This window comes from Pseudobutyrivibrio ruminis AD2017 (assembly GCF_000424305.1).
GTDB classification, from domain to species: Bacteria; Bacillota; Clostridia; order Lachnospirales; family Lachnospiraceae; genus Pseudobutyrivibrio; species Pseudobutyrivibrio ruminis_B.
Map to the genome: position 1 here is coordinate 39,880 of NZ_AUJQ01000003.1, position 22,086 is coordinate 61,965.

A 22,086-nucleotide genomic window follows, 5' to 3' on the forward strand; every position below is an offset into this window, starting at 1 on the left:
ATAAAAGATTGTTAAAAAGAAAGATTCGAAAGGCTTACGTGGCCTATAGATAAAGGGAATAAAAATAAAATGAAAAAATTAATAGTAGTGCTTCTGGTTGGCCTGCTGGCGATTGGTGGAGCTTATTATGGAAAAGAAGCATATGAGAAATACAGTAAGGAAGCTCAATATCAAGAGGCCTTAAAAAGAACTGTCGATGCAGATGAAATAGAAGCTTCCAAGGATGCGGTTGACCTGTCATGGGATGAGTGCAAGGAATTCACAGAGCTTTTGGATTCAGATGAATATAATGGTTTTTACCGCGTAACATTTGATAATCCAAAGGATATTGATTGGAATGAAGTGTTAGCCGATGGGGCTGGAATTCCAAGGGAGAAGATAACAAAAGAGGATAAAAAATTCTATTTAGATGATGATAGATCTTATAATTCATTGGATCATGAGCTGATAGCCATTTCAGGAGCTAGTATAAAAGATTATGTATATAAGCACACAGGCACCAACATCGATTTAAAAGATGACCTCCTGTGGGTTTATAATAAAGATAAGGATGTTTATTATAACGAATTAGGATATTTACAGTATACCCCTTGTACCTGCGTGTCAGGCGTAAAACTAAATGACACTTATGTGCTAGAGGTAGCCGCTGATGATTCTGATTTTTTTGATAATCCTAATAAGAAGATGGTACTGATAAAGACAGAAAATGGCTACCTGGTTAAGTCTAATGTAAACGTGTGGGAAGTTGGAAATGATAAAAAACTTACATTTGATGTAGATATTCCACAGCTTGCAGCAGATGCAAGGCTTGTTACATACCAAAGTGGTGCAGCTCATTTGGACATGGATGACCCTTCAAGGATTGCTATTATTGGTGATAATCAATTGATAGATTCGTTTACCATTTCTACATGCTATGGTGATGATGATATTGCGATAAGAAGGGTAACAGATATCGGAACTTGTGACTTAAACTGTGATGGTGTGAATGACCTGATTATTCTTGGATACGATTACAACTCTTTTTTAAAGACAATTATATGTACAACTGAGAAGAAATATGATGATACCTATGGTCTATTTATATCTTCAGAATTGTCAGTTTCACTTAGTAAGGAATTAGTAGATAATCTTACAATAGATAGCGTAAAGGAAGCTATTATCGGCGCCCAGAAAAAAAGCGACTATAATTGGCAGGAGGCCTATAAGCAGTTCATAAAAGTTGAGGGCTCTGATTATTATGCAGATGAAAAGTATTCCCTGGCCTATATTAATGGAGATGATGTTCCAGAGTTGATTAAAGATAAAATAGAAAGTATAAGTATATATACTTTTAAAGATGGATTAGTTACACCTATTGCTATAGGCTTAGACTATTATGTAACAGGTGAAGAGCCATATCAGTATTCGCCACACAATAATTGGATTAAGCTGCATGATGAAGAGATCGGCTCAGATTACTACACAAACCAAATGCAGTATTATTTTATAAAAGATAATGAGCTTGAAATGAGGTATTGCTTATCCTATGATTATGATAATACAGCTGATGAGGACAATGAGGCAGAAGAGAACGCTCTTATTGCCACAGTTAAGCCAACCGATTACACTAAAAATATCCCTGAAGACGAAGTAATGTCTTTAATAGAAGATATAGAAGAAAATGAATTTGTTGATTTAGTTGGGAAGTATACGGCTGATGAACTGATTAAGATAATTTCAGACAAGTATTAATTGAGGAAATAAGATGAATTTAAAAGTATTAAAAACACTAGAGTATGACAAGATTATAAATAGGCTTGCAGAGTTTGCTACCTGCGAGTCTGGTAAGAAGCGATGCTTAGAGCTTCTTCCAATTAACAATATAGATGAAATTAAGGCGATGCAGCAGGAGACTGCCTGCGCCTTTAATCGCCTTATTAAGTTTTCAGATGTAAGCGCCAGCGGCACTACAGATTTACGTCCTAGTCTTGCCCGTCTTGAGCTTGGTTCAACACTTACTATCGAGGAGATTCTTGCGGTAGCAAATGTGCTAGAGGTTACAAAGCGAGTAAGCGCTTATGGCAAGCAGATGGAAGAGGAGGACGCTCTTACATTTTACTTTAACGGCTTATCTCCAGAGGTAGCTATCCTTAACGAAATCAGACGTTGCATCATTGACGAGGAGACTATCGCAGATGATGCCAGCACAGCCCTTTACGATATCCGTATGGGTATGAAGCGCACTAATGACAAGATTAAAAGCGTCATGAATTCCATGCTTAATAACAGCACTACAAGAGGCTATCTTCAGGAGCCAGTAGTTACTGTTCGTGGCGGAAGATTCTGCCTGCCAGTTCGTGCTGATTACAAATCAAGAGTGCCTGGTATGGTTCATGACCAGTCATCAACAGGTAGCACATTCTTTATTGAGCCTATGCAGGCTGTGGATTTAAACAACGAACTGAGAGAGCTTCAGGTTAGAGAGCAGGATGAGATAGCCAGAATCCTTGCAAACATTTCTAACAGAATAGCAGAAAGCTCAGAGGGCATAATTCGTAATTTCGAATTGCTTACAGAAATAGATTTTATCCTTGCAAAGGGAAGATTTGCCATCGAATTAAACGCAAGTAATCCTGAGTTTAACGAGGATGGTATCATCAACCTTCGCGGCGCCCGCCATCCACTTCTTGATCCAAAGAAGGTAGTGGCAACAGATATTAAGCTTGGCGAGGATTACAATCTTCTGCTTGTAACAGGTCCAAACACAGGTGGTAAGACAGTATCACTTAAGACCTGCGGCCTGCTTACACTTATGGCTCAGGCAGGTCTTCACATCCCTGCAAAGGATCGCAGCCAGATAGCAGTGTTTGATGATGTGTATGCAGATATAGGTGACGAGCAGTCTATCGAGCAGTCACTATCCACATTCTCATCTCACATGGTTAACATTGTCCACATTTTAGAGGCGATAAACAGTGGAAACTACAGCCATGAAACAGAGGAGCTTGTGGAAAAGAACGCAAAAGATTTTGTTCATTCCAAGGTATTGCATGGAACCAACGAGCCTAACAAGGTTCCACAGTTCTTAATCCTTATAGATGAGCTTTGCGCTGGAACAGACCCAAAGGAAGGTGCAGCACTTGCCCAGTCTATCCTTGACAGACTTCACACATTAGATGTGCGTACAATGGCAACCACTCACTACAGCGAGCTGAAGGTGTATGCTCTTTCAACAGATGGAGTTGAGAACGCATCCTGCGAATTCTCACTTGAGACATTAAGCCCTACATATCATTTGATTATCGGTGTGCCAGGAAAGTCTAACGCTTTTGCTATTTCATCAAAGCTTGGCATTCCAACAGATTTAATAGAGGATGCAAAGGGACGTCTCTCAGAAAACGATAAGTCCTTCGAGGATTTGATGGTAGACCTTGAGCAAAAACGCCATCAGGTTGAAAAGGATGCAGCCGAGGCCGCAGCAGCACTTAAGGAAGCTGAGGCTAAGCTTGCAAATGCCACAGCAAAGGAAGAAAAGATTAAATCACAGCGTGAGGAGCTTATCCGTCAGGCTCATGAGGATGCAGCAGCCATCCTTCAGGAGGCAAAGGATATCGCTGACGAAACAATCCGTGACTTTAATAAATTTGGCAAGGGCGGCGGAAACATCTCTGCTATGGAGGCAAAGCGTGCAGCCCTTGGTAAGGGCGTAAACAAGGCCAAGAGCAAGGCCAAGGAAAAGGTAGAAGTTCAGGAAAACACAAACGTACCTACAGATTTACATGTAGGCGACAAGGTTAAGGTGCTCTCGATGAATCTTACTGGTAACGTATGCTCTAAGCCAAACGCCAAGGGCGATGTAACAGTGCAGATGGGTATCATGAAATCTACTGTTAACATAAAGGATTTGGTGCTCATCGAAGAGGAAGACAAGTTCGTTCCAAAGAAGGGCACACGTGTCAAGAACATGACTTACGGCGGCTTCAACAAATCAGCATCTATCTCACCAGAAATCAATCTTTTGGGATGCACTGTTGACGAGGGAATCGCCAAGCTTGAAAAATATTTGGATGATGCCTACATCAGTCACCTTACATCAGTTAGGGTAGTTCACGGTAAAGGAACAGGCGCGCTTAGAAAGGGCGTGCAGCAGTATCTTCGCAAGTGCAAGAACGTTGCCGATTTCCATTTAGGCGAATTTGGCGAAGGCGATGCCGGCGTTACAATAGTCACATTCAAATAATAGTAGAGGATAACTATGTTATTTAATTCGTATATATTTATATTTTGCTTTTTGCCAATCTGTATAGTTGGATATTTCCTGTTGAACAAAACAGGAAACTATCGATTGGGACACGGCTTTTTGCTGGGAATGTCGCTGTGGTTTTACGGATACTTTAACCCTAGCTATTTGCTGATAATCGTATCATCGATAATCATCAACTACCTGATTTATAAGTGGATGAAAACCTTGCAGCACAAGACATTGCTTGAAGCAGCAACAGAAAATCCTGAGCTTGATATTCTTCCAGTTTCATCAGTGGGACGACTGAAGAGCAGCAAGCCTGTAATGATCTTTGGTGTAATTGTAAACCTTGGAATAATCTTCTATTTCAAGTATATGGATTTCTTCATCGAAAACGTAAATGCGATAGCGAAAACTGATTGGCCACTTATGCACATTATGCTTCCACTTGGAATCAGCTTTTTCACATTCCAGCAGATTTCATTTATCGTGGATACATATCGTGGCGAGGTGCCAGATTACGGCTTCCTTACATATGCATGCTACGTTACATTTTTCCCACAGCTGATCGCGGGTCCTATTGTTACACATGATGAGCTCATCCCTCAGCTTAGAGATTCAAACAAAAAGAAGATTAATTGGGACAACATGGCAAAGGGCTTTTACATGTTTGCCATGGGTCTTGGCAAAAAGGTGCTGTTAGCAGATGTGTTTGGTGTGGCAGTAAGCTGGGGCTTCGAGGATGTCCCATCACTTAAGGCTACCAACGCAATCCTGGTACTACTTGCATATTGCTTCCAGCTTTATTTTGATTTCAGCGGATATTGCGATATGGCCATCGGCCTTGGTCAGATGTTAAACATTGACTTGCCAGTGAATTTTGACAGCCCATACAAATCACTTACTATTACAGAATTCTGGAACAGATGGCACATGACTTTAAGCCGATTCTTCACCAGATACGTATACATTCCACTTGGAGGAAATCGCAAGGGTAATGTTCGCACTTACTTTAACTTATTTATTGTTTTCCTTCTCAGCGGATTTTGGCATGGAGCAGCATGGACCTTCGTTTTGTGGTCAGTGCTTAATGGCATTTTTGTTATCATCACGAGAATGTTTAGAAAGCAATTCGAAGGCATGCATCCTGCACTTGGCTGGATGATTACTCAGGGATTTTTCAATCTCACCTTGGTATTCTTCAGAGCCAACACCATCAGCGATGCAATAGAATTTATCAAGCAGATATTATACGTGGATTTCACCAACATCGACGTACATATCCTGTATGCATTCCAGACTCCTGCCCTTAAATATTTCTTGGATGGCACACCCGTTACACATTCTCTGCCATTCATTTATGTAGGCTTGTATTATTTCCTTGCACTGTTTATCGTCCTGGGCTCACGCAATTCCCATGAGCTTATGGCAGCATTCAAGCCAAACCTTAAAAACATGCTTTGGACAGCAGTACTTATTGTGGCAAGCGTAATGTCATTGTCAGGAATCAGTACATTTTTATATTTCAATTTTTAATCTAATAAACAACTATGAAATCAAACAAAAAGAATACAAAAAAATGGCTTGGAGGGATGCTGGGAATAACCCTGGCATTGCTTGTGGCACAAGGGGCTGTTATAGCAGCTGTGGATCCTTATTTTCACTATCACAAGCCTCTTAAAAATTTATACTATGAACTAAATAACGAGCGCAGCCAGAACGATGGAATCATTCGTCATTTTGATTACGATGCAATGATTATCGGAACATCTATGGCGGAGAATTTTAAGACCAGTGAGATGGACGAGCTCTTTGGCGTGAATTCTATCAAGGTCCCATTTGCAGGTGGAACCTACAAGGAGCAAAACGACAATATCGCAAAGGCGATAAAGTACAATCCTAATTTGAAGCTGGTGGTACGCCCGCTGGACTACGCATATCTTATGGATGACAAGGACAGAATCCGAAATGACCTTGGTACTTATCCTGATTATTTGTACGATAATAATCCATTTAATGATGTGAAATATGTCTTCAACAAGGATATTTTATTTGGAATTTGCTTCCCAATGATTAGGGATTCAGTTAAAGGCGTCCAGCCAGGCATTACATCCTTCGATGATTATGCCAACTGGATGAACGACCCAAAAACAGAATTTGGAGCAAAATCAGTGTTAGGGGACAGAACTGAATACAAGGAGCCAAAAGAGATTCAGCCATTTGTAGATGAAGTAAAGGAAATGGTAAAACAAAACATCACCCAAAATGTGGTAGAGGTTGCCAAAGCCAACCCAGATGTGGAATTCTACTATTATCTTACTCCATACTCCGTTGCATGGTGGGGCTCACAAAAGGAACTGGGCACTCTGGACCGATTCATATCAGCAGAAGAATATGCCATCTCCCGTATGCTAGAGTGCGACAACATTCACCTGTATTCATTTAACACTGAATTCGATATGACCTGTGACCTGGACAATTACAGCGACGAATGTCACCATGGAGACTGGATTAATTCCAAAATCCTTGCCTGTCTTTACGCAGGCACTGACGAATTAACCGTGGATAATTATAAGGAGTATATCAAGGTAGAGAGAGAATTCTATAGCTCTTATGATTACGAATCACTTCTGTCTGAGAAGAAATAGTTCGACACATAACCTAAGCATGCTTAAGTAGGAAACTAAGAGGGAGTCCGTAGTTATGATAGAAATCAAAAACATACACAAGCACTATGGCAAACACAAGGTCTTAAACGGCGTAGACTTTACCGTGGAGCCCGGAGAAATAGTAGGAATCCTTGGTGCAAACGGCAGTGGCAAAAGTACTTTGCTTACTATACTTGCCGGCTTACAAAATTGTGATGCAGGCTTTTTCAACATCGACGGCAAGGACCTGCTAAAGGATTCGAAATTGCGAAATCAGCTGGTGGCCTACGTGCCCCAGGAAATGCCACTTATCACAGAGCTTACGGCCTGGGATAATCTAAGAATGTGGTACAGCGCTGATAGCTTAAAGAAGGAACTGAATAGTGGGGTTTTAAAGCTGCTTGGCATCGACCAGTTTAGCAAGGTTCCAGTTAGCCAGATGTCCGGCGGAATGAAGAAGCGTTTATGCATTGGCTGCGCCATGAATTCAAATCCTAAGCTGATGCTTTTGGACGAACCAACAGCAGCCTTGGACTTGGTATGTAAAGAAAAAATCTACAGCTATTTTGAACAGTACAAATCAAAGGGCGGTTCCATGATAATAGCCACCCATGAGGTTCAGGAGATAGAGCTTTGCGACAGGTGCTACATCATCAAGGATGGGGTGCTTGGAAACTATAAATATGACGGGGATATTCCACATTTGATTGGAAGATTGTGATGTTATGATTGGGGTTAAGGATTATTTGCTAATTCAATATAAGAGGATTTTTAAATTGCTGCCAGGCATGATTTGCATGATTGCCCTGGTGGCTATTTTGCTATCTGCGGCATTGTTTGGAGTGCTTAATAGCGAAAAATACAAATCTGAGCAGATACGCTATAAGCTAGGCTTAGTAGGTGGAACTGAAAACGAGATGGTGGACCTGGGCGTGCACATGCTAGAGACGGAAGATGATATGCAGTATGTGCTGGATTTGGTTCAGTTTGAGGATGAGGACGAGGCACGGGCCGCCCTTCGCAATGCAGACATATCTGCCTATATCGTAATTACGAAGGAATTTACCGATGCGGTAGATTCCATGACAAATGACGCTAAGCTAAAATACTATGCCACCTCAGGCCAAAAGGGCATATCAAATGTGATGATGGATGAAATAGCTCTTGTTGCGACTAACATTATCGTCCCTTCAGAAAAAGGTATCTGCACCCTGAGGGATGTGATGGCAGAAGAAGGCTATAAGAAAACAGAAACCTACATGGCTGTCTATGAAATCTTTATGGCATACGTAAACACCATGCTGCTTCGCGGTGAAATCTCCACGGTGACAGAGCTTGGCATATCGGATGGCCTGAATACTATCGAGTATTATTTTATAAGTATGCTTCTATTTTTTGCATTGCTTCTTACAATGTGTTCAGTGTCCTTTTTCACAGGTAAGAACAACGGCCAGTATAAGTTTTTGGCCGCAAAGGGAATAATCCCAGTGCAGCAGGTGATGGGTGAATTCATTCCACTTTTGACGGTGAATTTGATTAGCATCGTCGTGGTACTAGTTATTGCAAATGCTGCAGTTAAGCTTGTTGCTATAGATATAGAAATATCAGCCATGCTTGTTGCTGGTATCATGCTATCAACAGTTATGTTTACGTCCATGGGCTATTTCCTGTATGAAACCTTGGTAGGCGTTATCAACAAAGTGCTGGTCACATTTCTTTTTTACATCGCAGGCGCCTATGCATCAGGCTACTTCTATCCAAAGAGCATTCTGCCAAACCTTTTGCAACGGGCAGGTGAGCTTATCCCTACAGGCGCTGCATTTTCATACGTAGGAGGTGTGGTGGCAGACAGGAATTTTGGCTGGCCCGTTATTGCTATGGCGGTTTACACCGTTGGGTTTATAGCAATCTCCGTACTTATTAGAAAAAGACGCATATCCTGGTGAGCCGCAAGGAGAATATGAATTCACGGGGCTTATTGTTAAGTTTATTCTGGCTTTTCCCATTTCCACTTAAAAAATGGAAATGGGGTTAAGTGTGAGAAAGAAAAAAATTTTTTCACTTAACTATACATAAATATTTTTAGGTAAAGTTAAGTTTATTAGAGAATTCCAATTTCACACTTAAAAACCTGTTAAGTGAGAAATAGATTTCAATTATCCACACTTAACTATTCCCAAATTAGGCTATAAAAAGCACTAAAAAGTTAAGTGAAAAATTTTTTCTGCTGAGAAAACTTAACAGGGTTTTGTGATTTTAAGTGAAAAAATAAAAATCTCATTTTCACTTAACTTTGAGCGAGTTTTTTGTTAAGTGAAAAATCCAATTCATAGCTGGTCACTTAAGTAGCCAGATATTGCATTAAAATGATGCTATTAGGAGAATAAAAAGATGATTCTTACAAGATATTTGCTACTACTAAAGCGATTATTTAAAAAGAAAAGCTATATAGTGATGCTTCTGATGGTGCCACTGATGGTGCTGGCGCTTAAAGGGGTGAGCAGTGGTGACGCTGGGCTTATGACAATCGGCGTGTATATCCCAGGGGAGGATTATGCCAGCAGTGCCCTGAAGGAGAACATAGAAACAGAGCCCGACAGCTTTAGATATATATTCTATGATGACAGTGAAAAGCTGATAGCAGATGTAAAATCACAAAAGCTTTCAGAAGGGTGGATATGCCCTGATAATCTGGATGAAGCCGTGGAAAAAATTGTGGCGTCAGGTCAAACAGATGAAAAAGTAGAAATCATAATAAGAGAGCAGGGGTTATCCCATTTGTTAGGCATGGAAGTGCTTAATAGCAGAGTGTATGAAAGCTTGGCTAGGCAGATGGCATCTACCTACATCGCAGACAAGCTGTACAAAGGTAACCCAACCGAAGAACAGCAGGAAAAGATCCTAAAGACCTTCGATGGCTATGAAATAAATGGCAACCTGTTTGAACTAGGTTACCTGGATGATTTCCAAAACCAAAACAGCGATGATACAAACTATATAATGATGCCTCTAAGAGGCATGCTGGCATTGTGGCTACTTATCTTATCCATTGCAGCATCCATGTATTACATTGAGGATCAGCAAAATGGCATATTTATCTGGTGGAAGTCACACCTTTCTATTGCCAGAGACTTTTTATACTATGGAGTGATAATGCTCATACCTACTATCATGGTTCTGGTGGGGCTAAAAATCGGCGGTGTTAGCACATCCTTATCCAGAGAAATTCTGGCAATTATTATCTATGATTTCACCCTGATTTGCCTGACAAACATCTTTAGGGAAATAATCGGTACCGTAAAAGGCCTAGGGCTTATTACACCGATACTGATTATAGCCTCAGCCTTGCTATCACCAGTTTTTATAGATATAAAGGCAGGCAGGACATTCCAAAAGTTATGCCCTACATTTCACTATTTATACAGCATTCACGATGATTATTATTTGAAAACTTTAATGCTGTTTGGAATGGTTTTGCTGATAATATGGAATCTGATTCACAAGATTAGAAGCTGAGGCGACTCTTCATTTAGCTGCGGTATTCCCTTGGGGTTTTACTATATTTCTTTTTGAACTGTCTGTTGAAATGAGACAGATTTTCAAAACCTACCTGTTGAGAGATATTAAGCACAGAATCCTCGGTAGATAGTAGTAGGCGGGCAGCCATGGAAAGCCTGTAGTCATTTAGATAGGTCACAAAGCTGACACCAAAGGCTTCCTTGAAAAATCGCATAAAATGAGATTCAGAAAATCCGGCAAGCTTTGCCATTTCCTCAACAGTGGTAGGCTCACCATAGTGTAGCTCCACGTGCTTGATGACTGGCTTTAGCTTGTCTATTTTTTTCTTGGTAGATGTGTCAATATGCTGCTCGTAAATGGTAACCAGATTGAAAAGCAGTAGATACATGTTTCCCTTAATAGCCAGCCCCCAGGCACCCTCGCGGTGGCTGGAAATATTGTCATTGCTGTCCAGATATCTTTTGATACTTTCGTACCCAGTCACTCCAGGCCTAAAGATAACAGGAATCTCTACAGCACTTTCAAAAAATGGTAATAGAAAACTATCATAAAAATCATCCAGAGTAGAAGAAAACATCTTCGAGTCAAAAATGATATTCTCGTACTCCATAGACTCATTCTCAAACTGATAAATCCCATGCACCGTACTAGGCAAAATAAACGCAATATCCCCAGCACTCGCCTGATGCTCCATACCATCAATTACAATGATTCCCGCACCCTTTTTAATATAAATAAACTCTGCATCCTCATGCCAATGCAATGGCACACTCTCAAAATCCAAAGGAATGGTGCAAGGGTATGTGTTGTATGGAATATTGTAGTCAAAGTGACTTTTGTTTTCGTGTATTGCTTGATATTCGTTAATGTTTATCATAATAAATATCTCCTGATAGCAGAATAGTATCACTTTTTGGCGGTATAAGGCAAGTAAAACGTGCGTCAGGAGCATTATAATGCAATTAAAGTTGATAAAGAATGAGCTGAGATTACACAGTGTTGGCAAGCGCGAGCAAGGAGGCGCCATGCCTGCCTATGGGTGGGTGCCCACGCCGGCGGGCTCCCATAGGTAGGTATGGAAGATGCCTTGCGGGAGCATGAAAGAGTAAATAATCTCAGCGTAGGTATTATAAGGAGGATAACATGACAGCAAACGAATACATCAAGGTGCGCTTCGGCCGCCACATGGATCAGTGCACAAACGAGGAAATCTACATTGGTCTTCTAGAGTACGTAAAGGATCAGGCAAAGAACAAGGAAATCGCAGGAGGCAAAAAGAAGCTCTATTACATCAGTGCAGAGTTCCTTATTGGAAAGCTTCTTTCAAATAACCTTATTAACTTGGGACTTTATGACGAGGTAAAGGCAGAGCTTGAGGCTTGCGGAAAATCTCTTGCAGAAATTGAGGAAATCGAGGTTGAGCCTTCACTTGGAAATGGTGGCTTAGGACGTCTTGCAGCATGCTTCCTCGACTCAATTGCAACACTTGGTCTTAACGGCGATGGCGTAGGACTTGCATATCACATGGGTCTTTTCAAGCAGGTGTTCAAGGATAATCTTCAGACAGAAGAGCCAAACCCATGGATGAACGACCATAGCTGGATGACAAAGACAGAGCGCACATATCGCGTAGATTTCGGTGGCTTTAATGTAACCAGCCACATGTACGATATCGATGTAACAGGCTATGATTCAGTTACTACAAAGCTTCATCTTTTCGATGTTGATACAGTAGATGAGAGCATCATCACAGAGGGAATCAACTTTGATAAGAGCGAGTTTGCAAAGAATCTTACACTTTTCCTTTATCCAGATGATTCAGATGATAACGGAAGATTACTTAGAGTATATCAGCAGTACTTCATGGTAAGTAACGCTGCACAGCTTATTTTGGACGAGGCTGTTGAAAAGGGTTCAAACCTTCACGACCTTGCAGATTACGCTGTAATTCAGATTAACGATACACACCCATCTATGGTAATCCCTGAGCTTATCAGATTGCTTCAGATTAGAGGACTTACAATGGATGAGGCTATTGACGTAGTTTCAAAGTGCTGCGCATACACAAATCATACAATCCTTGCAGAGGCTCTTGAGAAGTGGCCAATCCACTTTATGATGAAGGCTGTTCCACAGCTTATGCCTATCATCCGTGAGCTTCACAACAGAATCCATATCAAGTACAACAATCCAGAAGTAGATATCATCAAGGATGGTCTTGTACACATGGCACACATGGATATCCACTACGGTATCTCTATCAATGGTGTTGCTGCCCTTCATACAGAGATTCTTAAGGATACAGAGCTTAACGCATTCTACAAGCTCTACCCAGAGAAGTTCAACAACAAGACAAACGGTATCACATTCCGTAGATGGTTACTTTACAGCAATCCTGAGCTTTCAAAGCTTATCGAAGAGTTGATTGGACCTGGATTCAAGAAGGATGCTACAGAGCTTAAGAAGTTAGAGCAGTACATGAACGATGATGCTGTTGTTCAGAGATTTTTAGACGTTAAGAAGACAAGAAAGACAGTTCTCAAGAACTACCTTGCAAAGACACAGGGAATCAACATCGACGACAACAGTGTTTACGATATTCAGATTAAGAGATTACACGAGTACAAGCGTCAGCAGATGAACGCCCTCTACGTAATCAATAAGTACTTCGAGATTAAGGAAGGCAAGAAGCCATCACGTCCAATCACAGTTATCTTTGGTGCAAAGGCAGCTCCTGCTTACGTAATCGCAAAGGATATCATTCACCTTATCCTCTGCCTGTCAGAGATTATCGACAATGATCCAGAGGTAAGCCCTTATCTCAAGGTTGTTATGGTAGAAAACTACAACGTAACACTTGCTGAAAAGCTTATCCCAGCATGCGATATCCACGAGCAGATTTCACTTGCATCTAAGGAAGCATCTGGTACTTCAAACATGAAGTTCATGCTTAACGGTGCTGTTGCAATCGGTACAATGGATGGTGCTAACGTTGAGATGCACGAATTCGTAGGTGACGACAACATCTTCATCTTTGGTGAGGATTCAGATACAGTTATCAAGCGCTATGCTGATGCTAGCTATTGCTCACGCGACTACTACGAGAAGGATGCAAACCTCAAGAAGTGTGTAGATTTCATCGTATCAGACAAGCTTATGGAAGTGGGCAAGAAGGAGAACCTCGAGAGACTTTACAACGAGCTTCTTAATAAGGATTGGTTCATGACATTCCCTGACTTCAAGGATTACTGCGAGACTAAAGAGAAAGCTTACGCTGCATTTGAAAACCGCACCGAGTGGGGCCGCAAGATGATTAAGAACATTGCAAACGCAGGCTTCTTCTCATCAGACAGAACAATCGAGCAGTACAACCAGGACATCTGGCACTTATAAAAGGAATCCGTTGATTTATTGCCTATTCCATGGTAAAATATCACCTAGTTGTGGCTCCAGGGGAGCAATAGATATGGAGGATATTTTATGAGTACAGTCGGAATCGTACTACTAGTAATTGCACTTGTTCTTGTAGTTGCTATGGTAGTTTTATATTTCCTTGGAAAGCGTATGCAGACACGCCAGGATGAACAGAAGGCACAGATGGATGCTGTTGCACAGCAGGTTTCAATGCTTATCATTGATAAGAAGCGTATGAAGCTTAAGAATGCAGGTCTTCCTGAGGCAGTTGTGGCTAACACACCTTGGTATGCTAGAGGTTCTAAAATCCCAGTTGTTAAGGCTAAGGTTGGTCCACAGGTTATGACACTTATCTGCGATGCTCAGATTTTTGACGACATCCCTGTTAAAAAGGAAGTTAAGGCTACAGTATCAGGTCTTTACATCACAAAGGTTAAGGGCTTACACGGTAAGACAGAGCAGAAAGATACTAAGAAGAAAAAGGGCGGCTTAAGAGCTTGGGCACTTAAGAAGCAGGCTGAACTTAACGAGCAGTCAAAAAATAAATAATTGATTTTAGATGCGCCAGCGATAGAAATATCGTTGGCGTATTTTTTACACACAAAACTCAAAATCGTCACACAATTCTGAATAACAAGTGTTAAAATGAAAAATATCATAAGACACATAGGAGGGATTATGGGTAGGAAAAAGAGTTTTCGTAAATTGTTTTTTTCAATTATAGTATTTGTTCTTGCTTTCGTATTTGTGCCTGAATTAGACGCTGAGGCTGCTACAAATGAAGAGCTTCAGCTTGTTTCAAAGATATTTGATGTGAATTATTATGCCATGATGTATCCAGATGTTGCAGATAGAGCAAATGGAAATCCGGTATATCTTTTAAACCATTATGTGGTTTGCGGAGTTTATGAGGGTAGAAACCCATGCGCAAATTTCAATGCCACAGATTACAAAACCAAAAATCCTGATTTAGCAGCGGTCTACGGTGACGATATGTTGGCATATGTCTGCCACTACGTTCGTGCTGGTGCAGCAGAAGGACGTGATGGTACACCAGTTGCTGGCGTTGTAGAAGTTGTTCCTCCTACAAATCTTACATTGCTTGGCGTGTATGTTACAGATTACGATGCTAAAGCTGCAAGAGGTAGCAACATTGCAAACGCATCCAAGAAGATTGGATGTAGAGTATTAGAACCAGGTCAGACATTTTCTGCATCTAACAGCATTGGCCCTCGTACAACAGCAAATGGATTTGTTACAGCACCAGTATTCATAGCAAAGCAGCACGCAATGGGATTAGGCGGTGGTGTTTGCCAGGTTTCTTCAACCATATATGCAGCAACAAAAATGGCAGGATTAAAAGTGTCTGAAAGACATCCACATTCACTTCCAGTTTATTATTTGCCAGAGGGTTGGGACGCTACTATTTCATGGGGCGCATTAGATTTAAAATTCTCCAATCCATATGATACTAAGATGCTAGTATGCATCCTTGCGGATAATGGAAAACTGACAGCAGCGTTATATAAGGAAAATTAATTAAAAATTTATCTAGTAATATAACGGCGGTCATGGTATAATGTGGCCGCGGTCCATAAGGAGCGCAAGGTCTTTAGCAATTAGGAAGAGGATATTAGTGGAAGAATTGCGCAATAAACAGTCTCCAGAAGTTGTGGAGCTGATATCTGAAATTAATCGAGTAAGAGACATAGACTGTGAAAAACACCTAGACTTAGCATGCGACTTGTTTGACTTAGCTCATGAATGCGGAAATGAGGATCTAAAGAATTATTCAAGCTGCATACTAGGCGATGCATGTTGCAAAAATGGTGATTTTTCACAGGCTTTGTTTTATTTATCAGCAGGTGTAAAAGGCTTGTCCAAAACAGACGAGTATTTACTTACCTGCCGTTGTTATAATGAGCTTGGAATCATATTCGGAAGCGAAAGTCATTATATAACCAGCGAGGAATATTTTATTAATTCTATCGAGCTTGCAAGAGCTAACAGGTTTTATTTAGAGGAAGTAGCGGCGTGTTCTAACTTTGCGGCTTTATGTTATGGAATGAATGCATACAAGCAGGCATTGGAATATAGCTTTATAGCATTAGAATGCTGCGATTACGTAGAAGACGGGGAAATGAAAAATATATTCCTCGCAACCAATTATGCTTTTATTGTTCGCTTATATCTTAAGTTAGATCAGTTAAAAGAGGCATACGATAACTATGTATTGATGGAAAAAATCGTGGAGCAGTATACTGATTTATGCTCATGCTTCAGCATAGTTTTAGCTCGATATTTTTATTTTGAATATAGAAAAGATGAATTAAACGCTCAGATTATGAAGCAAAAGTGCCTTGAGGCTTTTTATTCATGCGATGAGTGTATGGTATATTTCGATGAGACAAAAGATTTCATTAATTATTTGATGAAAAAAAGCGAATATGCCGAGATTGAGAATATGTTCAATCATCTTGAGAAGATAACACCTGAGGATGATTATGTTGATTTGCATATATTTATTGAAAATCTTAGAGTACAAATCTATACAACAGTTGGTGATGATAAAAAGCTAATGCAGAGCTTGAAGAATTATCACGCATTTACTGAGCGTAAAAACGAAGGAAATAAGCGTTCATTCTTAGCAACCCTAAAGCTTAGAACTGAGCTTGCTCAGGAGAAGACTCAGAATCTGTTTTTACTTGCAGCGGCTGAGACAGATTCATTAACAGGAATAGCAAACAGATTAAAGATGAATGCTGTTGCAGATGAATTGTTTGAACTTGCCAACAAGGAACAGAAGAACTTTGCTGTTGAAATGATGGACGTGGATATGTTCAAGGAGGTAAATGATACTCATGGACATTCTAAGGGCGATGACCTATTAGTAGAAATCGCCGGAGTTTTAAAAAGTATTTCTGCTAAGAACATATTTGTTGCTCGTTATGGTGGCGATGAATTTATCGTATTCTATTACAACATGTCAGATCAGGATATTATAAATAAAGCAGAAGAGATTAAACAAAGAGTAAAAGAAATAGGAGACGAGCTTGGCTTACCTAACCTTTCTGTATCACAGGGTATAGTAAATCATGTGCCTAGACCGCTTAATCGTGCATGGGATTATCTTAATGCAGCCGATTTAACATTGTACTTTGTAAAGAACCATGGAAAGGACAATTATAGGCTGGTACATAGAGCAACAGAATTGGAAACTATTGATTGGAACTAAAGTTTTGACTTTTACTAGTATTAACATTAAAATATGTATTAATTAGACAGAAGGCGTTTTTTAGTCTTCTGTCAATTTATGTAAAAGGGGAATATGCTATGGCAAAGTTATACTATTACTATGGTGCTATGGGGTCGTCAAAGACGGCAAATGCGTTGATGACACATTTTAATTATGAGGAGGTAGGACAAAGCGCTCTTTTGGTTAAGCCAAAGCTTGATACAAGAGATGGTGAGCGTATTGTTCGTTCCAGAATAGGTCTTCAGAACGAGTGTGTTTTTCTAGAAGATTTAATAGAAATGTCAGAAGAAGAAATCAAAAAGTTTGATTGCATTATTGTAGACGAAGTACAATTTGCAACAAAAGAGCAGATAGATTATTTGTCTGATATCGTTGATTTTATGGACGTTCCAGTGGTTGCTTATGGACTTAGAGCTGATTTTAGAAACAAGCTCTTTCCAGGATCAGAACGCCTGATTGCTATAGCAGATGTTATACACGAAGTAAAGACAGTGTGCTGGTGTGGGCATAAGGCTACATGTAATTGTAGGTACAACGAAAAGGGCGTTGTACGTTCTGGACCTCAGGTAATGCTTGGCGCAAACGATTCCTATGTTGCTCTTTGTCGTAAGCATTTCAAATTAGGTCAGCTGGCTCCAGTAGAGGAAGAGGAGAGTTAATGACTTTTAGTTTATCAATCACATTGATATTTGTGGCTTATGCATTAATATGGATTCAGATTCCAGGAATGCTATTCGAGGAAATGCTATTGCCTAGAAGACTTAGGATATCAACCAGATTACTGGCAGCATTTTTTATCGGCTTTATTTATATGGCTACTCTTTATTTTATCGAATCGTTGTTGAAGATAAATGGAATTATAATGGTAGCCGGACCAATTACATCTATATTAGCTGTGTTTGTTTACATTAAGAAAGGACGACCATCCTTATTTAATGCAGGCGAACATTTTAGATGGACTGGAATAATTATATTTGGATTTATTTATTTAGCATCAGTCTTAAACTTTCAAATCAAATATATCGGTGCTCTAGACGGACAAACAATTCAGGTTTACCACGATTGTCTGTTCCATACTGGAAATATTGTTTCTTTAAGCAGATCATTTCCAAATACTGATATACGTGTTGAAGGACTAACATTTTATTATCACTACTACTACGAATTAATCTTTGCTATGTGCAAGCATATCTTTGGTATGGATGCATTCAGATTGTATATGAATGGTAATGCACTTATGTGTGCCTTCCCTACCACATTGGCATTGCTTACAACAGGCGAAAGAATTCGTTATGGCAAAATTACATACAGATTTAATTATTTTGTATATTGTGCAGGAACATTAATATCCTGTGTATGCTTAATGCCATTGAATATTGCCGGAATGAGATTTCCTTTTTCTTGGCTGAATAATCATTTATATAGCAATATCAATTCACTTGGCATGGCTATGTCACTTTCCATTGTTGTTATAGATATCCTAGTAGAGATATGGTATGACAAATACAGCGTTAAGAATATAATTGCGCTATATCTATTGTCAGCGGCAGCAACAGGATTTAAAGGCACAACGGGAATCATGCTTGTAGCTATTACCTGGGCAGTATTTATTGTCGAGGCGATAATACTTAAGAAGTTCCACATGCCTAGATTTATGTATGCAGTGATTGTTACTTTAGGATTTGTATTTACATACCTAACAGTTACAGTTGGAATCAACTCATCAGGCTCTAATAACAGAGCAATGCACATCACTCCAGAGGGAACTCTTGATGCATCAAGAGTAGGCCAGCTTATCAATAAGTTCGGCATGGATTACATGGCATTTCCATGGGTTATTGTTGGAGTAATAGGCTGTATGATTTGTATCATTGGTCCACTTATTATTCCATTTACAGCATTTACTTGCGAAAAATTCTCTGCCCTCATTAAAGAAGGCGTAATCGGAGATATTTTTGATTGGTTCGTAATAGGCTCAGTAATGATGGGCGTTATAGGATTTTGCTTCATCAGCGTCCCAGGCCTTTCACAGGGATATTTTATTATTACAAATGCGGCATTTATTTATTATGGTGCCATCAGATATCTTGTGGAACATAGAAGAACATTTATCTTCTACTTTACAACAACGTTTCTTGTTATCGGAACATTATTCTTAGCAGGCGATATTGTATATTTCTGCTACGACGATGTTAAGCAAAATGCAATTTATGAAGCTAAGGCAGGTGATGACCCAAGCCTTGTATCAGCAGACACCTTAGATGCTTACTTATGGCTAAGGGATAATACAGCTACAGATTCACTTGTAGCAGTAGATAGATTCTCAGAGAAAACTGATTACAGAAGCATTTATTTCTATTGTGGTGCATTTTCTGAAAGACAGTGTTACCTAGAAGGATACGATTACTCTGATGTAACTGAAAAACAGATAGATGCCATGAAATCTATCAATAATAAATTTTTCAGCGAAAATGCTAATGAGGCTGAAACAGCAATGGATATGAGTGGTGTTGATTATCTTGTTGTTACAAAGATGGTACATCCTAACTATAAGGTTAACAGCTTGAAGTTAGAACTTGTTTTCTCAAATGATGAGGTTAGCATTTATAAATTCAATTCAGATGGCGGGCTTTCAGCCATCAACTAAAGGTTTGGTAGGATAGTATGATAAAAGACTTAATTGCAAACAAAAAACTTATAACAAAGCTTGCAAAAAACGATTTTAAGCAGAAGTTTGCCGGCTCCACTCTCGGAGTTATTTGGGCTTTCGTACAGCCAGTTATCACAGTGCTTGTATATTGGATCGTTTTTGACAAAGCTTTAAATCAGGGAACACAGGGAACAAAGGCAGGAATAGATGCACCATTTGTTTTCTGGCTTTCAGCAGGTATTGTTCCATGGTTCTACTTTAGTGAGGTATTATCAGCTGGTACGGTAGTTCTTCACGAATACAACTACCTTGTTAAAAAGGTTGTATTCCCAATTAATGTATTACCTTTTGTTAAGGCTGTCTCATCCATCTTTGTACACGGCTTTTTCACCTTGTTTACATTGATTGTAGGATTGCTTTACGGCTTTGGAATTACTCCATACTTCCTTCAGCTTGTATATTATTTTATTGCCATGATGGCACTCACTATTGGATTGATATACTTAAGCAGCGCTCTTTGCGTATTCTTCAAGGATATGGCGCAGCTCATTAATATTTTGTTACAGGTAGGAATCTGGGCAACACCAATTATGTGGAACTTTGATACAATGCTTGATAAGATTCCAAACTGGCTTGTTATTTTGCTCCAGCTTAATCCTATGTATTACATTACAAGCGGTTATCGTGACAGCTTTATTTCGCAGACAGGTTTCTGGACAAAGCCTTGGTTAACACTGTATTTCTGGTGCTTTACAATCCTTGTATTTGCCCTTGGAACACATGTGTTCAAGAAGCTTCAGCCACAGTTTGCGGATGCGTTATAATTACTAGATTGAATATTTAAATGAATTCAATGGATAATATTTAATAAAAATTGCCCGAGGATTTCGGGCAATTTTTTTGTTTGGGCTTTATGTCAGAAAATTCAAATCATGGTAAAATATAAGTAGCTAGAGAGAGGGGGCTTGCGTATGGGGAATAAACACTTTTTCAAAGTAGGGAGATCCATCACAGTAAGTGTGGTTGCCTTACTTTGTTCTTTTATGGTCGCAAGTGAATTATTCTACCTTCCAGCCGATGCAGATGAGGATATAGTGGTTCAGATAGTTGCCCACAGAGGATATTCTGGAGCGTACCCTGAAAACACACTTAGCGCATTTGCAGGGGCTTATGCCTGCGGGGCCAAAACGGTAGAATTCGATGTTAGAAAAACCAAGGATGGGGAACTTGTGATTTATCATGATGATACCTTGGAAAAACTAACAGGCGACCGAACCACAATCGCAGATCACACCTATGAAGAGCTTTTGCAATTAGATGCGGGGGACTGGTTCGATAAGGAATATAAATGCGAGCGCATACCTACATTAGACCAGACATTAAATTTGCTCAGCTCTACAAATATGCGTGTATTCTGCGAGCTCAAGGATATCGGTGAGGACCCGGCGTTTGCAAAGCAGGTTTACGAAAAATGTGCACAGTACAACATGCTTAACCGAATCATCTTCCTGTCATTTAACTACGATTATTTGACAGCAATCAAGGATATTAATCCTTACCAGCCAATAATGGTACTTGCATCCTTCGGAAAATCTACATTGCCAACCAAATACCCAGCTGAATACTATGGTGTCAACATGAAAACTCTTACGCCAAAAACTATAAAAGCCATCCATGACAATGGTGGCAAAGTATATTCATACGCACCACAGAGTAAAGGGCAAATGTTATCCCTTCAGCGATTAGGTGTAGACGGTGTCATCACAGACTTCGCCGATATGAGCGCACTCTAAAAACTTAATACCCAAAAAAGGCATCGGATTCCTCCGGTGCCTTTTTCTATTCACATAATTTTTGTTTGTTGGTTGCCCCTCCCCCTGCCGGGCCCAGCGCCTCTGGTGTGGATATCATTTGAGCAGATTCGTGATTATCTTAATGTGTGTTATCTTGCTTATGTAGGTGTACTTACATGGCTTTTACAATTCGAAGGTAAGGTGTGTAGGGAGCGGACATAATTGTAGGTTGAGAGGCATGAGGATGAAGGGGGTAGGCCCTCCCCTATTTGCCACTCCACTCGCTAAGTAAAATTAAAAAAGTGAGTTTCTCATATATAGGCACCGTGCTCTATGCAACATCGTGTTGCTTTCGCACTTGAACCGCCATCCTAGCGGTTCATGCCAATATATGTGAAACTCACTTTTTATTTTACTAAGCTCGTTCCAAGGCAACTGGGGAAGGGCCTACACCCTGAATCCACATGCCAATACACTTTTGTATTATGTCCGTCCTCTACACACCTTACCGACAGAATATCACTGGAGGTTCTTTGCACTTTGCGATATGTGTAAAATGTGTTAAAATTTACTAGATATTA

At 40.0% G+C, this 22,086-nt stretch carries 16 protein-coding genes; 15 read left to right on the forward strand and 1 reads right to left on the reverse strand.

Annotated features, from left to right (window positions below; genetic code table 11):
* The first annotated feature begins 69 nt into the window (after positions 1 to 69).
* From G611_RS0100190 to G611_RS0100220, 7 genes are all read left to right on the forward strand, one after another.
* Positions 70 to 1,734 (forward strand): hypothetical protein, encoded by a 1,665-nt coding sequence (locus G611_RS0100190; RefSeq protein ID WP_028241881.1) that lies wholly within the window; start codon positions 70 to 72, stop codon positions 1,732 to 1,734.
* Positions 1,735 to 1,747: 13 nt separating this feature from the next.
* Positions 1,748 to 4,222, forward strand: a complete 2,475-nt coding sequence (locus G611_RS0100195; protein WP_028241882.1) for an endonuclease MutS2 — start codon at positions 1,748 to 1,750, stop codon at positions 4,220 to 4,222.
* Between the two features lie 15 nt (positions 4,223 to 4,237).
* Positions 4,238 to 5,761 (forward strand): MBOAT family O-acyltransferase, encoded by a 1,524-nt coding sequence (locus tag G611_RS0100200; RefSeq protein ID WP_028241883.1) that lies wholly within the window; start codon positions 4,238 to 4,240, stop codon positions 5,759 to 5,761.
* A gap of 14 nt (positions 5,762 to 5,775) precedes the next feature.
* The gene (locus G611_RS0100205) at positions 5,776 to 6,873 is read left to right on the forward strand and encodes a hypothetical protein (RefSeq protein WP_028241884.1); all 1,098 of its coding nucleotides are present in this window, start codon (positions 5,776 to 5,778) and stop codon (positions 6,871 to 6,873) included.
* Positions 6,874 to 6,928: 55 nt separating this feature from the next.
* Positions 6,929 to 7,594, forward strand: coding sequence for a heme ABC exporter ATP-binding protein CcmA (ccmA, locus tag G611_RS0100210; protein ID WP_028241885.1), 666 nt, complete (start codon positions 6,929 to 6,931; stop codon positions 7,592 to 7,594).
* Between the two features lie 4 nt (positions 7,595 to 7,598).
* A complete protein-coding gene (locus tag G611_RS0100215) occupies positions 7,599 to 8,819 on the forward strand; it encodes an ABC transporter permease (protein ID WP_081656917.1) in 1,221 nt (406 codons plus the stop codon).
* Positions 8,820 to 9,264: 445 nt separating this feature from the next.
* Positions 9,265 to 10,389, forward strand: a complete 1,125-nt coding sequence (locus tag G611_RS0100220) for an ABC transporter permease (protein WP_028241887.1) — start codon at positions 9,265 to 9,267, stop codon at positions 10,387 to 10,389.
* Between the two features lie 13 nt (positions 10,390 to 10,402).
* On the opposite strand, the gene G611_RS0100225 is transcribed toward G611_RS0100220, so the two are convergent.
* Entirely contained in the window at positions 10,403 to 11,269 is an 867-nt protein-coding gene (locus tag G611_RS0100225; protein ID WP_196801512.1) for an AraC family transcriptional regulator, read from the reverse strand.
* 266 nt (positions 11,270 to 11,535) lie between these two features.
* Between G611_RS0100225 and G611_RS0100235 the strand changes: the two genes are divergently transcribed.
* The 8 genes from G611_RS0100235 to G611_RS15025 all read left to right on the forward strand — a co-directional run bounded on the left by G611_RS0100235 (position 11,536) and on the right by G611_RS15025 (position 21,505).
* The gene (locus tag G611_RS0100235; RefSeq protein ID WP_028241889.1) at positions 11,536 to 13,785 is read left to right on the forward strand and encodes a glycogen/starch/alpha-glucan phosphorylase; all 2,250 of its coding nucleotides are present in this window, start codon (positions 11,536 to 11,538) and stop codon (positions 13,783 to 13,785) included.
* An 87-nt stretch (positions 13,786 to 13,872) separates the two neighbouring features.
* The gene (locus G611_RS0100240; protein WP_028241890.1) at positions 13,873 to 14,355 is read left to right on the forward strand and encodes a hypothetical protein; all 483 of its coding nucleotides are present in this window, start codon (positions 13,873 to 13,875) and stop codon (positions 14,353 to 14,355) included.
* Between the two features lie 129 nt (positions 14,356 to 14,484).
* Positions 14,485 to 15,345 (forward strand): VanW family protein, encoded by an 861-nt coding sequence (locus G611_RS0100245; protein WP_028241891.1) that lies wholly within the window; start codon positions 14,485 to 14,487, stop codon positions 15,343 to 15,345.
* 97 nt (positions 15,346 to 15,442) lie between these two features.
* A complete protein-coding gene (locus G611_RS0100250) occupies positions 15,443 to 17,041 on the forward strand; it encodes a GGDEF domain-containing protein (RefSeq protein ID WP_028241892.1) in 1,599 nt (532 codons plus the stop codon).
* Between the two features lie 98 nt (positions 17,042 to 17,139).
* Complete coding sequence (locus G611_RS0100255) at positions 17,140 to 17,721, forward strand: thymidine kinase (protein ID WP_028241893.1); 582 nt, start codon at positions 17,140 to 17,142, stop codon at positions 17,719 to 17,721.
* Positions 17,721 to 19,709: a hypothetical protein gene (locus tag G611_RS0100260; RefSeq protein ID WP_028241894.1), complete on the forward strand. Its 1,989-nt coding sequence runs from the start codon at positions 17,721 to 17,723 to the stop codon at positions 19,707 to 19,709. The genes G611_RS0100255 and G611_RS0100260 overlap by 1 nt, the downstream gene beginning before the upstream one ends.
* Positions 19,710 to 19,726: 17 nt before the next feature.
* Positions 19,727 to 20,536 (forward strand): ABC transporter permease, encoded by an 810-nt coding sequence (locus G611_RS0100265; protein WP_028241895.1) that lies wholly within the window; start codon positions 19,727 to 19,729, stop codon positions 20,534 to 20,536.
* 219 nt (positions 20,537 to 20,755) lie between these two features.
* On the forward strand, positions 20,756 to 21,505 hold the full coding sequence (locus G611_RS15025; protein WP_196801513.1) for a glycerophosphodiester phosphodiesterase: 750 nt from the start codon (positions 20,756 to 20,758) through the stop codon (positions 21,503 to 21,505).
* Positions 21,506 to 22,086: the final 581 nt, after the last annotated feature.